Below are 13019 nucleotides of genomic sequence, written 5' to 3' on the forward strand. Positions count from 1 at the left end.
GATATAAATATATGTCAGGTGGACACTGTTTCGTTCACCCACACATTGAAATGGCGAATATTTGCGCAAATATTATACTGATATGTCCTTACTCACTGAGGAGAAAACACAATGGCATCCGGTTGGGCAAATGACGGGGCGGTACAGGATCAAATAGACAGCACCATTGAAGATGCGGTGGCGCGTGCGCGTCACGACTTGCCGAAAGGAGAAAGTCTTACAGAGTGTGCAGAGTGCGGCGAACCGATTCCGGAAGCGCGTCGCAAAGCGATTCCCGGCGTTCGTTTCTGCCTGCAATGCCAGCAACAGAAAGATTTACATAACTCTACACATGCAGGATATAATCGCAGAGGATCGAAGGATAGCCAGCTTCGTTGACTGTTCTTTACCTGTCTCATTAGCGCAAGCGGTTGCTTTCTTGCGCACAAAATTCCGCAGATAAAGTAGCATTCTGTGCCAGAAAAACATCTCCCGGCTGCCGAAACGGCAAAACACATAATTCACATCAATAAATCACAATAATTTCATTGACTTGATGATTGTTCAATTTTTTAGAACAAGGTCGTCAATTCTCTTAGATTTTCTCTCTCGCAAAAAACCGTGATACTTATCACATCGACGGAACAACGTCTCCTTAACAGAATAACCTGCGAGATTATGACCATGAAAACCATCAAATATGCTGTAGCCGCTATCGCTCTTTCAACCCTTTCTTTCGGTGCTTTCGCTGCACAGGCCATCAGCCCGTCTCAGGCACAGAGCATGAATAAAGTCGGTGTAGTATCTGCTGACGGCGCGACCACGCTGGACGGCCTTGAAGCACAACTGGCTGAGAAAGCAGCCGCCGCTGGCGCAACGGGTTACAGCATCACGTCCGCAAACAGCAATAATAAAATGAGCGGTACTGCGGTTATCTACAAATAAGAATGTTTTACCCCGTCGGCGACCCTCCGACGGACACTGTCCAACCCTCATTGACCCTGTTGTTGTTACCCTTTTTGGCCCGTCCAGTGATGAGACGGGCTTTTTTTCGTTTGAACCACGCTTAAAAACTCGCGTCGATACGCGCTAATGCGCTCTCAAGCGTCTCTGACTCGCCGGTTGCCACCAGGCAGCACGCCATCTCAATTTTTAACGACTGAGGAACAGGCTCACTTCCGGCCAGGCAGCGTTCAATCCATTTAGCCGTGGTTTCGGCATCTTTAGCCGCAGGCAGAACGACATCCGCCAGTTCATTCTGACGTTCATAGATAACGCGGCTCCCCTGCGCATCAATCAGATTGATTTGCGGGCAGCGTTGTGGATTGGCGTAAACCTCCCCTTCCGTTCCGTGCATTAGCAAACCTCGCCCACCGATATCGCTAAAGAATTTCCCCACACGCGGGACATATTCGGGATGCGACACGCTGGAGAGGCGCAGCGCGGCGTCTTTCTCAAACGGTGTGGCCAGTTTCGCCAGCGTATGAGCGCTGTTACGCACGCCCATTATCCAGCGCAGCGCTAACTGTTTTTCCAGCGGCGGGCACAGCGCGCTCACCGGAATGTACACCGGCTGATGTCCATCGAGCCGTGCCTGGGCCTGACCCGCATGGTGCGTCGCCTCAATACCCAGCAGCGCGAAAATGGTTTCGCTGACTACCCGCGTCGGATCCTCGCTGACACCGTGGACCACTACCGGGAAACCCAGTTTGTGCAATAAAATAGCCAGCAGTGGCGTCAGGTTTGCCTGTTTACGCGCACCGTTGTAGCTTGGGATCACAATCGGCATCGGTTTCGCGACCGGCGGCGTAAGACGCATCGTACGTTGCTGCATTGCCTCGTAAAAACCGAGCATTTCCGCTTCGCCTTCACCTTTAATACGCAGAGCTATCAGGATCCCCCCTAATTCCAGATCGGGTACATCACCCTCCAGCATCCGGGTGTAAAGCCCCCGGGCGGTATCAAAATCCAGATCGCGGGCATGATTTTTCCCCCGGCCAATCTCTTTAATGATTTTGCGGTAATCCATCAAAACTCCTTACAGGCTCACAATGTCAGCGGCGCTTACGGCGGCTTTGTTTCGGTTTCTTCACTATAACGTCTGGTACATCTGGTTGGGAAATAGGAAAAACCGGCAGCGCGTCCAGCAGACGTTTGCCGTAGCTTTTACTGAGCAGGCGATTGTCATAAATCACCACTTCACCGTGACAACTGTGGCTACGTATTAAACGCCCCACCTGCTGAATCAGCGTAAAGGAGGCGCTGGGGAGACTTTGCACCTCGAAAGGGTATCGATTGAGGCTTTTAAGCCATTCGCCTTCGGTAATCACCACCGGGCTGTCGATAGGCGGGAAGGCAATTTTATGGATATGCACCTGGGTCAGGTAGTCACCTTTTAAATCAAGCCCTTCGGCGAAGGACTGCAGCCCCACCAGCACGCTGCGCTCGCCGCCGTCGATACGTTTACGGTGCAGTTCCACCAGACGATAGCGCGGCTGATCGCCCTGCACCAGCAGCAACAGGCGCAGATCGGTCACAAACGTCAAAAAGAGCTGCATCGCCCGCTGACTGGCGAACAAAACCAGCATTCCCCGGTGAGCGTTGCTCTCTACCTGTTCGCGAAAATAAGCTGCCATCTCGGCGAGATGCTCCGCCTCGTTCTCAACCAGCGGGGCATAGCGCATTTGTGGAATGACGATTTTGCCCTGTTCAACATGATTGAACGGCGAATCCAGGCTCACGAAGCGGTCGCCTGCTTTCTCTTTCAGCCCGCTCATCTCCTGCAGGCGCGAAAAACTGTTCAACGAGCGCAGGGTCGCAGAGGTCACAACAATATGCGGCACGCTGCGCCAGAGCAGTTTTTCCAGCTGATCGCTGACGCGAATGCCAACACAGTGGAAATACATATGCAGTTGCCCGTCGCGCACTTCACGGGTTGCCCATTTCGTGACCGGCGCGCCAGAGGCCTGCGCCATTGCTGCCAGCCGCCATAATTTGCTTTGCGCCTCAAACATTCCCAGCGCCCGGTTCATCTGCAACAGAACCCGGTGCAGACGCACAATGTCATGACTACCGGTTTTCTCGCTCAGGTCGTTGAGAAACAGTTCTGCCAGGCCGCGCAGCATATCGGTGAGTTTGGCCAGCCGCTGACAAATAGCCATCACCTCGTCGGGTAACTCCCCCATCGCAAACCGGTGTTCGGCCTCCTGGGCGGCGGGCATATATAAATTGAGGATGTTGTTAAGCGAAGCAATCAGTTCGTAGAGTTCTTCGCAGTGGGCATTCAGGCGCTCGGGCGTCGCCAACGGCGGCGTGGTTTTCGGGCGAAATTGCTCAAGGCAGGTCGCAACCAGCTTGCAGAAAAGGTCAAGTTGCAGGCGAAACCAGGGGGCAGTGATCTCGGCACTCATCTCCAGCGCATCACGCGCTACATCCGGCAGATGATGGCCTTCATCCAGCACCAGCAGCAGGTTTTTCGGCTCCGGCAACACCGCCTCGCTTTCCATCGCCGCCATCACCAGCGCGTGGTTAGCCACCACCACTTCGGCTTCCTGGATCTCACGCCGGGCGACAAAAAACGGGCATTCACGATAGTAGTGACAATTACGATTGAGACAACTGGCTTTGTCGGTGCTGAGCCGCCGCCAGAGATCGTCTTCGATAGCCTGATCCGTATGATCGCGTAAGCCGTCCCACTTGTAGCTGTCGAGATCGGCTTTCAGCTTCGCGCAGCGTTTCTGCTCTTCCTGATTATTAGGGGTTAATTCGTCATCCAGAAAGGCCAGCAGATCTTGCTGCGAAGGCTCGGAGCTCGCCAGCGCGGTCAGGTTACGCGGGCAGACATAGCGCCCACGCCCAAAGGCAGCGGTAAAGCGCAAATCGGGGATAATTTTGCGCAGCAGCGGTAAATCTTTGCTGTAGATCTGATCCTGCAAGGCGACATTGGCGGTACTGACCACCAGCGTTTTTTGTTCTTCACGGGCGATGGCAATGCCGGGAATGAGGTACGACAGAGTTTTACCGACACCTGTCGGCGCTTCAATGGCCAGATGCCGCCCCTCTTCCCCGGCGAGCGTTTTCGCCACATCGGCGATCATCTGCCGCTGCGGAGCACGAGGAATAAAGTCCGGAATCTGTTGCTGCAACGCCTTATACCAGGCGGCAATTTGCGCTTTTAGCGCGGCGGTGAGGGCCATCGATAAACCTGAAACACTGTATAAACAGCCACTATTGTGGCATTTTTCACGTTTCAGGGGTAACGCTTTTTCGTATTACGGAAAGCCGCTCGCAAAAATGACTCTCGGCAAACCGCCACCCGGCCTCCCCCGGATAAAACCGTTCTTCGCAATCACCTGGTTGAGCCGGCTAAGGGTTCCGGGTTGCGACCTGACAGACATTTTCCGTCGCCGCGCCCGTTTTCGCAGACCGGATCACAATTTGGCATACGAATTTACGCAACGCCTTTTGTCACATTGAATAATTTTTTTCGCGGTGCTAGGTTTTAACTGCATTACGCTTGTTACCGACTATCGGGCAAAACCTAAATGCAGACTGAGGGGCTAATCCGCCCATATCTGTATTTATGTCTTGCCCGTTTTTGTTTTCAGGAGTTGGCGATGCTGGTCAAACAAATATTAAATAATAATGTTGTCAGCGCAGTGGATGAGGATGGTCTGGAGGTTATTTTAACCGGCCGGGGGCTGGGGTTTAATACCCACAACGGTGCCAGCATCGACCGTGACGCCATCGATAAAATATTCCGTCTGGAAGATTCGCAAATTTCTGCTCGTTTTAAAGACCTGGTCAGCGAAGTGCCTGTGGATATTTTGCAGTTAACCGCCGATATCATCACTCACGCCCGCAGCGTGCTGACGCACAAGCTCAGCGATGGGCTCTATGTGACCCTCGCAGACCACCTGCATTTTGCGCTGCAACGCCAACAAAACAATGAAGTTTTACCCAATCCGCTGGAGTGGGAAGTTCGCCATTTCTACACCGCGGAATACGCCATTGGCCGCCAGGCGCTGGGGATGGTTGTCGCCCGCACCGGAACATTATTACCCGACAGCGAGGCGTGTAGTATCGCTCTGCATATTGTGAATGCCGGGCTCAATGACACCATGGGAAAAACCGCACAAATTACACGGCTTATTTATCAGTTACAAAACATTGTGAAGTATTTTTTTAATATCCCGCTTGATGAGCATAGTCTGAATTACCAGCGATTTATTACTCATCTAAAGTTCTTTGCCCAACGGGTGATTGATGGGGTGGTGTTAAATAATGACGACGAAGAGTTCTTCGAACTGGTCCAGCGCCGTTATCAAACTACGCTGAAATGTGTCGAAGCAATGAATGAGTTCGTCAGCAAGAATTATCACCACCCCATGAGCAACTCGGAAAAGCTCTACCTTGCGGTGCACATCGAGAATATTGTGCAGCGGACGGTGCCCGACGCAGGGAAAATTTAAAATGTTAAGTTATACGCAAAATAATTCGGGCTACAGGAAGGTGGCGACGCAGTAAATCTCCAGGAGATTACATTGGTAAGTGACTGGGGTGAACGAGGAAAGCCAACGCATCTGTAGCCCGAAGGATGAAGCGTATAAATTCCATCCAGGCTTGTTACTGTTCATCCCCTAAATAGACGGGAAGATCAGGCAAACCCCAGAGGAAACAAGGTCCCGGCAAACGCCGGTCATTGTGGATGAAGTCGGCTTTTGACTTCAGTCTGGAGGAATTTTTATGAATTATCAGGACACGGCTTGCCAAATCATCGACAGGATTGGCGGCAAAGAGAACGTACTCTCACTGTTTCACTGCATTACCCGCCTGCGTTTTCTGCTTAAGGATAACGACAAGGCTGACCGCGCCGCCCTCGAAGCCCTTGATGGCGTCATGGGTGTGAATATTTCCGGCGACCAGTTCCAGCTTATTATTGGTAACGACGTCGAACCCTTGTGTAAAGCCCTACTCGCAGTGCTCCCCGATCTCGACAATGCCGCTCGCCCCACCAAACGGCGTAACCCGGTTTCGGTGGTACTGGAAGGCCTGTCGGGTATTTTTTCGCCGATTATTCCGGCCATTGCCGGGGCCGGTATTCTGAAAGGTATGCTGGCGTTGATGGTGGCCATGCAATGGGTGGAAACCACTAACCAGACCTATCAAATCCTGCTGGCAATCAGTGACGGCGTTTTTTACTTCATGCCGTTAGCGCTCTCCTTTAGCGCAGCGAAGAAATTCGGTGCTAACCCTTACGTTGCGGTCGCACTTGCCGCCGTTCTCTTTCATCCGGCTATCCAGACATTGTTTAAAGCCGGCGCGCCGGTGAATTTTATCGGCCTACCGGTTCCCACAGTGAATTACGCCTCAACGGTGATCCCGATTCTGCTTGCCGTGTGGTTGCTCAGTCGTGTTGAGCGCCTCATTGACCGCTTTATGCCCGGCCCGCTGAAAACCATGTTTGTGCCGCTGCTGTGCCTGCTGATTGTCACGCCCATTACCCTTATCGCCATCGGCCCGGTGGGGATTTATACCGGCAATGCCCTCTCTGGCGGCATTATCTGGCTGGTGGAGAATATGGGGATCGTGGCAGGCGTCGTGGTCGGCGGCACGCTGTCGCTGATCATCATTACCGGTATGCACTATGTGATCGTGCCGATCATGATCAATAACATCAGTACCATGGGCTTCGACCCTATCAAGATCCTCTTTTACATTGCCAACCTCGGGCAGGCCGGTGCCGCCTTCGGCGTCTTCTTGCGTGCTCGCGATAAAAAGCTCAAATCACTGGCGCTGACCACCAGCTTTAGCGCCATGATGGGGATTACCGAACCGGCGATGTACGGGGTCAACATCCGCTACAAACGGCCCTTTGCCGCAGCGCTGGCAGGCGGGGCTTGCGGCGGTGCTTTCGCCATGGCGATGGGAGTGAAAACCTATGCCTTCGCCTTAAGCGGCCTGCCTGGTCTTCCGGCGCTGGTGGGCCCAACCTTTTTGTGGGCGCTGGTCAGTATCGCCATCTCCTTTGTCTGTGCCGCCACCCTCACGGTGATTCTGGGGTTTGAAGAGGCAGCACAGCCGGTGGTCGCAGGCGTAAGCCCGATGCCCATCGCCCGCTCAGAAGAGAAGCTGTTTGCGCCAGTAAGCGGGGAGCTGAAAGCGCTTAACACCCTGAGCGACCCGGTCTTTGCCGACGAGATTTTCGGCAAAGGACTGGCAATTTATCCCACCACCGGTGAGTTACGTTCCCCTGTTAACGGCAAGGTGGCATCGGTCTTTGAAACTCACCACGCACTGGCGCTGCAAAGCGATACCGGGGCGGAAATCCTGATTCATATCGGTATCGACACCGTCAAACTCGGCGGCAGGCACTTCACCAGCCATATCGAGGCCGGACAGTTTATCGAAGTGGGCGACCTGCTGGTCACCTTTGATCTTGACGCCTTACGGGCCGAAGGCATTGATCCGAGCGTTATCCTGGTAGTGACCAACAGCGAATGCTACGGCGATATCAGCCCGGTTAAAGCGAACGGCGATGTTGCCAGCCGCGACGAATTTCTGACACTGACCGCATCAGCGGCATGAGGAGCAAGCGCATGACATTTTCTAAATCATTTCCGGAAGGGTTTTTATGGGGTGGCGCGACGGCGGCAAACCAGCTCGAAGGGGCGTGGAACGTCGATGGCAAGGGGCTGTCCGTCTCCGATGTCTATACCTTTGACATCAATACGCCCAAAGAGCGCTGGCTCGATCAATGGCTGGGAATGACCCACGCGCAGGTGCGTGAAGCGCAGGATCCGAACAGTACCAAATATTACCCGAAACGCAAAGGCAATGACTTTTACCACCACTTCAAAGAGGATATCGCTCTCTTCGCCGGGATGGGCTTTAAATGCTTCCGCATGTCGATTGCCTGGACGCGTCTCTTCCCGCGTGGTGACGAAAGCGAGCCTAACGAAGCCGGGCTTAAGTTCTACGACGAGGTGTTTGACACCCTGCACTCTCACGGTATCGAACCGATTGTTTCCCTCTCCCATTACGAAATGCCGCTGGCGCTGGTGACCGATTACGGCGGCTGGCCGAACCGTCAGTTAGTGGATTTCTATGTGCGTTTCGCCACGACCTGCTTTACCCGTTATCGCAAAAAAGTGAAGTACTGGATGACCTTCAACGAGATTAACTGCGTGAAGCACCACCCGTACGTCAGCGTCGGGGTGATTGAAGAGGATAACCCGCACCTTGAACAGGATAAATACCAGGGGGCGCATCACCAGTTCGTCGCCAGCGCCCTGGCGACTAAAGCCTGCCATGCGATCATTCCCGACTCGAAAGTCGGCTGCATGATCAGCTACCAGATGCTCTACCCCCACACCTGTCACCCGGACGATTTGCAGGCCTGTGAAGAGATGCAGCGCGTGTCGCTGTTCTTTAGCGATGTGCAGGCGCACGGCTACTACCCGGCTTATACCGACCGTATGCTGGCAGAGAAAGGCGTCACGCTGCAAAAAGTGGTGGGTGACGATGAGATCCTGCGTCAGCACCCGGTGGATTTCGTCTCGTTCAGTTATTACATGTCCAGCACCGTCAGCGCCCACCCGGAAAAACTGGAAGGGGCCGAGGGCAACCTGATCACCGGCGGTGTTCGTAACCCGCATCTGCCCACCAGCCAGTGGGGCTGGCAGATTGATCCGAAAGGGCTGCGCCTGGCGCTAAATCAGTTATATGACCGCTATCAGAAGCCGCTGTTTATTGCCGAAAACGGCCTTGGCGCAGTGGACACGGTGAACCCGGATGGCTCAATCGATGACGATTACCGCATTGAGTATCTGCGTCTGCATATCGAACAGATGCGCGAGGCGCTGGCCGATGGCGTGGATCTGTTTGGTTACACCTGGTGGGGGCCAATCGACGTGGTGAGCGCGGGCACCGCGCAAATTTCCAAACGCTACGGGTTTATCTATGTCGATCAGGATGACATGGGTAACGGCACCCAGAAGCGTTCCCTGAAAAAGAGCTACCACTGGTACAAAAAAGTGATCGCCTCCAATGGCGAAGATTTGGCGGATTAAGGAGTGGATATGTCTGTTTTCCCGAACGATTTTTTATGGGGCGGTGCCATTGCCGCCAACCAGGCAGAAGGGGCATGGAATGTGGACGGCAAAGGGCCGTCTATCTCCGATGTGGTACGCGGCGGTATCGCCTCCGGCAAACACGATGCGGTTATCGATCCGCATAAATACTACGCCAGCCATGAAGCCATCGATTTCTATCACCATTACAAAGAAGACGTGGCGCTGTTCGCTGAGATGGGCTTTACCTGTTTTCGCACCTCTATCGCCTGGACACGCATCTTCCCGCGTGGCGATGAAACCTCGCCTAACGAGGCCGGGCTGAAATTTTATGATGGCCTGTTTGATGAGCTGCTGAAATACGGTATTCAGCCGGTGATTACGCTCTCCCACTACGAAACACCGCTGGCGCTGTATCAGGAGTATGGCGGCTGGAAGAACCGCAAACTGGTGAATTTCTTCACCCGCTACTGTGAGGTGGTGTTCAGGCGTTATCGCGAGAAGGTCAAATACTGGATGACCTTTAACGAACTGAACAATATGAACCGGATGCCCTTTGCGACAGGCGCGGTTGACCCCAACTCCACTGCGCAGGAGCTATATCAGGCAAACCATCATCAGTTTGTCGCCAACGCGCTGGCCAACAAGCTGTGTCATGAGATTATCCCGGACGCGAAGATAGGTTGCATGCTGTCGCTGAGCACCGTCTACCCGGCCACCTGCAACCCGGAAGATATTTTCTCGACCATGCAGTTGCGCCGCCGTTCACTCTTCTACTCTGATGTGATGATGCTGGGTGAATATCCGGCCTGGACACCACGCCTGTTTCGCGAGCAAAACATTGAACTGGTCATGGAGGATGGCGATCTCGAGCTTATCGCCCGTTACCCGTCCGATTACCTGGGCTTTAGTTATTATCGCAGCGTGCTGCATCAGGCAGGCGGTGAGTTTCGCGTCGACACCGGCGGTACTGTCGGTCAGGACAATCCGTATCTCGAAAAAACCGCCTGGGGCTGGCCGATTGACGCCAAAGGTTTTCGTATCGTCTGCAATGAACTGGCGGACCGCTATCGTAAGCCGCTGTTTGTCGTCGAAAACGGCTACGGCGGGGTGGATGAGCCAGATGAAAACGGTGTCATCAACGATACCGCGCGTATTGATTATGGTCGCCAGCATATCCGTGAGATGGGCGAGGCCATTGCCGATGGCTGCGACATCATGGGTTACACCTGGTGGGGACCGATTGATATTGTCAGCGCCGGGACCGGCGAGATGAAAAAACGCTACGGTTTTATCTATGTCGATAAGGACAACGACGGCAACGGTACGCTAAAACGCAGCAAAAAGCGCAGCTTTGACTGGTATAAGCAGGTTATCGCCAGCAACGGCGAAACACTGTAAGGTAATGACGGAGCGGGAGATTTCCCGCTCTGCAAATATTACCGAGACAGACAAGGCTACATGATGAACACATGGAATTTGGTCGATCCTGAATTACGCCCGGCACTGGCGGATAGCCGCCCCCTCTCCCTGACACAAGACGCTCTCGTTGCCCTTCGCCAACAACGCCAGCAGGCAGCGCTGGCTAATGTGCAACATTTCCGGGATACCGGGTTATCGGTGGAAGAACACCTTATCTCCTCACCCGCACATCCTGCCGTCAGAGTCTGTGTCATTACCCCCGCAACGCCGGGGCAGAACCGAATGGGCATTTTGCATATTCACGGCGGCGGTCATCTTTTCGGTAGCCCGGAGCAGTCACTGTCGCTGACCAGCGCCACCGCGCTGCAACACGACTGCGTGATTGTCTCTGTCGATTATCGTCTGGCACCCGAAACGGTCTTTCCGGGATCGCTGGAGGATTGTTACGCCGCGCTGGTGTGGATGAACGAACAGGCCACCGCACTCGGTATCCATTCTGACCATATTGGGCTGATGGGCGACAGTGCAGGGGCCGGACTTGCGGCCTCGCTGGCGCTGCTGGCCCGCGATCGCAATGGCCCACGTATTGCCTTTCAGAACCTGATGTTTCCTATGCTCGATGATCGTACGGTGACGGAAGAAAACCCGAATCCGGTGACCGGTGAGTTTGTCTGGACGCGTGAATATAACCGTTTTGGCTGGCGATCGCTGTTGGGCTGCGAGCCGGGCTCGGAAGGGGTGTCGGCTTATGCTGCGCCGGGACGAGCAACGGACCTGACTTTTTTGCCACCCACCTGGCTCGGCGTGGGCACGCTGGATCTGTTTCTTGATGAGAATCTTCGCTTTGCGCAGGCGTTAATCCGTGCAGGCGTGGCGGTAGAAATGAATGTGTGGCCTGGGGCGTATCACGGCTTTAACTCTGATCCGCAGGCACGCGTGGCCCAGCGGGCGCGGGAACAACGTCAGGCATGGATTGCACAATTCAGGCCGACGGCGGTATAAGCTTTTCCCCCTCATCCCTCCCCTCATCTCATCTCATCTCATCTCATCTCTCCAGGTAGAGGGCTGGAGTGAGGGGAACATATAACCCCTTACTCAAACCCAAAAAACAAAAAGCCCTGCACGCGGGCAGGGCTTCTTAATCACATCAGGCGTCAGGCGCTCGCCGCGGGTTTACGCGGGCGACGACGGCGCGGTTTCTCACCCGCCGGTTTACTTCCTTCCTGGGTACGTGGCGCTTTCGCTTTCGGCGCGCCACCGTCGTTACGGCGTGGCTGCTGTTGTCCGCGACCACCGCCACCGCCCTGACCACGACCACCACGGCCCTGGCTCTGACGACCATTCACAATCGGCTCGGCCTTGATAGACGGATCGGGCTCGTAACCCGGCAGAGCGATACGCGGGATCTCTTTTTTCAGCAGGCGTTCGATGTCACGCAGCAGTTTATGTTCATCGACGCAGACCAGCGACAGCGCTTCACCGGTTGCCGCAGCACGACCGGTACGACCAATACGGTGTACATAATCTTCCGGCACGTTCGGCAACTCGTAGTTCACTACGTGCGGCAGCTCTTCGATATCCAGACCACGGGCCGCAATGTCGGTTGCGACCAGTACGCGGATATCACCCGATTTAAAGTCTGCCAGCGCACGGGTACGCGCGCCCTGACTTTTGTTACCGTGGATAGCCGCGCTGCGAATACCGTCTTTATTCAGTTGTTCGGCCAGATGGTTCGCACCGTGTTTGGTGCGGGTGAAGACCAGCACCTGCTGCCAGTTGCCTTCGCCAATCATCTGGGAGAGCAGCTCGCGCTTACGTTTTTTGTCGACCATGTGAACGTGCTGCGTTACCTGCTCAGAGGCGGTGTTGCGGCGCGCCACTTCGATTTCCAGCGGGTTGCGCAGCAGCTTTTCGGCCAGGCCTTTGATGTCATCCGAGAAGGTCGCGGAAAACAGCAGATTCTGACGACGCGCAGGCAGTTTAGCCAGCACGCGGCGGATATCGTGGATAAAGCCCATGTCCAGCATGCGGTCAGCTTCGTCCAGCACCAGGATCTCCACGCTGTCCAGTTTGACGGCGTTCTGGTGTTCCAGATCCAGCAGACGACCCGGCGTGGCGACGAGGATATCGACACCACTACGCAGCTTCATCATTTGCGGGTTAATGCTCACGCCGCCGAAAACCACCAGCGAGCGCAGGTTCAGATATTTGCTGTAATCACGTACGTTTTCGCCGATTTGCGCGGCAAGTTCGCGCGTTGGCGTCAGGATCAGCGCACGCACCGGGCGACGGCCTTTCGCGTGCGGCTCTTTTTGTACCAGACGTTGCAGCAGCGGCAGCGTAAAGCCCGCGGTTTTGCCAGTACCCGTCTGGGCGCTCGCCATCAGGTCGCGGCCTTCCAGCACCGCTGGGATCGCCTGTTGCTGAATAGGGGTTGGCTCACGGTAGCCCTGCTCGTCAACAGCACGCAGAATTTCCGGGTTCAGGCCAAGGGAATCAAAAGACATAACAACTCCGCACCGCCCCGACCATAACAGGTGTAGTTTT

At 54.7% G+C, this 13019-nt stretch carries 10 protein-coding genes; 7 read left to right on the forward strand and 3 right to left on the reverse strand.

What is annotated here, in order from left to right; translation table 11 throughout:
- Nucleotides 1-111 precede the first annotated feature (111 nt).
- Nucleotides 112-378: a DksA/TraR family C4-type zinc finger protein gene (locus tag ACS0RQ_RS19025; RefSeq protein ID WP_271849845.1), complete on the forward strand. Its 267-nt coding sequence runs from the start codon at nucleotides 112-114 to the stop codon at nucleotides 376-378.
- Between the two features lie 285 nt (nucleotides 379-663).
- Nucleotides 664-924, forward strand: a complete 261-nt coding sequence (ybiJ, locus tag ACS0RQ_RS19030) for a DUF1471 family protein YbiJ (RefSeq protein ID WP_039077264.1) — start codon at nucleotides 664-666, stop codon at nucleotides 922-924.
- Nucleotides 925-1045: 121 nt separating this feature from the next.
- Here the strand turns inward: ybiJ and ybiB are convergent, their stop codons facing one another.
- Entirely contained in the window at nucleotides 1046-2008 is a 963-nt protein-coding gene (gene ybiB / locus ACS0RQ_RS19035; RefSeq protein ID WP_271849846.1) for a DNA-binding protein YbiB, read from the reverse strand.
- Nucleotides 2009-2033: 25 nt separating this feature from the next.
- Nucleotides 2034-4175, reverse strand: a complete 2142-nt coding sequence (gene dinG / locus ACS0RQ_RS19040) for an ATP-dependent DNA helicase DinG (RefSeq protein WP_271849847.1) — start codon at nucleotides 4173-4175, stop codon at nucleotides 2034-2036.
- Nucleotides 4176-4595: 420 nt separating this feature from the next.
- On the opposite strand from dinG, the gene licT reads away from it, so the two are divergent.
- From licT to ACS0RQ_RS19065, 5 genes are all read left to right on the forward strand, one after another.
- Complete coding sequence (gene licT / locus ACS0RQ_RS19045) at nucleotides 4596-5450, forward strand: BglG family transcription antiterminator LicT (RefSeq protein ID WP_271849848.1); 855 nt, start codon at nucleotides 4596-4598, stop codon at nucleotides 5448-5450.
- A gap of 274 nt (nucleotides 5451-5724) precedes the next feature.
- Nucleotides 5725-7566 (forward strand): beta-glucoside-specific PTS transporter subunit IIABC, encoded by a 1842-nt coding sequence (locus tag ACS0RQ_RS19050; protein WP_271849849.1) that lies wholly within the window; start codon nucleotides 5725-5727, stop codon nucleotides 7564-7566.
- A gap of 11 nt (nucleotides 7567-7577) precedes the next feature.
- The gene (locus ACS0RQ_RS19055) at nucleotides 7578-9050 is read left to right on the forward strand and encodes a glycoside hydrolase family 1 protein (RefSeq protein ID WP_039077215.1); all 1473 of its coding nucleotides are present in this window, start codon (nucleotides 7578-7580) and stop codon (nucleotides 9048-9050) included.
- Nucleotides 9051-9059: 9 nt separating this feature from the next.
- Nucleotides 9060-10451 carry a glycoside hydrolase family 1 protein gene (locus ACS0RQ_RS19060; RefSeq protein WP_271849850.1) on the forward strand — a complete coding sequence of 464 codons (1392 nt, stop codon included), beginning with the start codon at nucleotides 9060-9062 and terminating at the stop codon, nucleotides 10449-10451.
- A gap of 63 nt (nucleotides 10452-10514) precedes the next feature.
- A complete protein-coding gene (locus ACS0RQ_RS19065; RefSeq protein WP_271849881.1) occupies nucleotides 10515-11474 on the forward strand; it encodes an alpha/beta hydrolase in 960 nt (319 codons plus the stop codon).
- A 152-nt stretch (nucleotides 11475-11626) separates the two neighbouring features.
- Here the strand turns inward: ACS0RQ_RS19065 and rhlE are convergent, their stop codons facing one another.
- The gene (rhlE, locus tag ACS0RQ_RS19070) at nucleotides 11627-12979 is read right to left on the reverse strand and encodes an ATP-dependent RNA helicase RhlE (protein ID WP_039077218.1); all 1353 of its coding nucleotides are present in this window, start codon (nucleotides 12977-12979) and stop codon (nucleotides 11627-11629) included.
- Between the last annotated feature and the right edge of the window lie 40 nt (nucleotides 12980-13019).

Source organism: Phytobacter diazotrophicus, assembly GCF_052061655.1.
Classification (GTDB): Bacteria; Pseudomonadota; Gammaproteobacteria; order Enterobacterales; family Enterobacteriaceae; genus Phytobacter; species Phytobacter diazotrophicus.

What these genes read in the sequence shown, in the direction of transcription:
- ACS0RQ_RS19060 (WP_271849850.1), top strand. Translation starts at nt 9,060, where the DNA reads ATGTCTGTTTTCCCGAACGATTTTTTATGGGGCGGTGCCATTGCCGCC.
- ybiJ (WP_039077264.1), top strand. Translation starts at nt 664, where the DNA reads ATGAAAACCATCAAATATGCTGTAGCCGCTATCGCTCTTTCAACCCTT.
- ACS0RQ_RS19025 (WP_271849845.1), top strand. Translation starts at nt 112, where the DNA reads ATGGCATCCGGTTGGGCAAATGACGGGGCGGTACAGGATCAAATAGAC.
- licT (WP_271849848.1), top strand. Translation starts at nt 4,596, where the DNA reads ATGCTGGTCAAACAAATATTAAATAATAATGTTGTCAGCGCAGTGGAT.
- rhlE (WP_039077218.1), bottom strand. Translation starts at nt 12,979, where the DNA reads ATGTCTTTTGATTCCCTTGGCCTGAACCCGGAAATTCTGCGTGCTGTT.
- ybiB (WP_271849846.1), bottom strand. Translation starts at nt 2,008, where the DNA reads ATGGATTACCGCAAAATCATTAAAGAGATTGGCCGGGGGAAAAATCAT.
- ACS0RQ_RS19065 (WP_271849881.1), top strand. Translation starts at nt 10,515, where the DNA reads ATGAACACATGGAATTTGGTCGATCCTGAATTACGCCCGGCACTGGCG.
- ACS0RQ_RS19055 (WP_039077215.1), top strand. Translation starts at nt 7,578, where the DNA reads ATGACATTTTCTAAATCATTTCCGGAAGGGTTTTTATGGGGTGGCGCG.
- dinG (WP_271849847.1), bottom strand. Translation starts at nt 4,175, where the DNA reads ATGGCCCTCACCGCCGCGCTAAAAGCGCAAATTGCCGCCTGGTATAAG.
- ACS0RQ_RS19050 (WP_271849849.1), top strand. Translation starts at nt 5,725, where the DNA reads ATGAATTATCAGGACACGGCTTGCCAAATCATCGACAGGATTGGCGGC.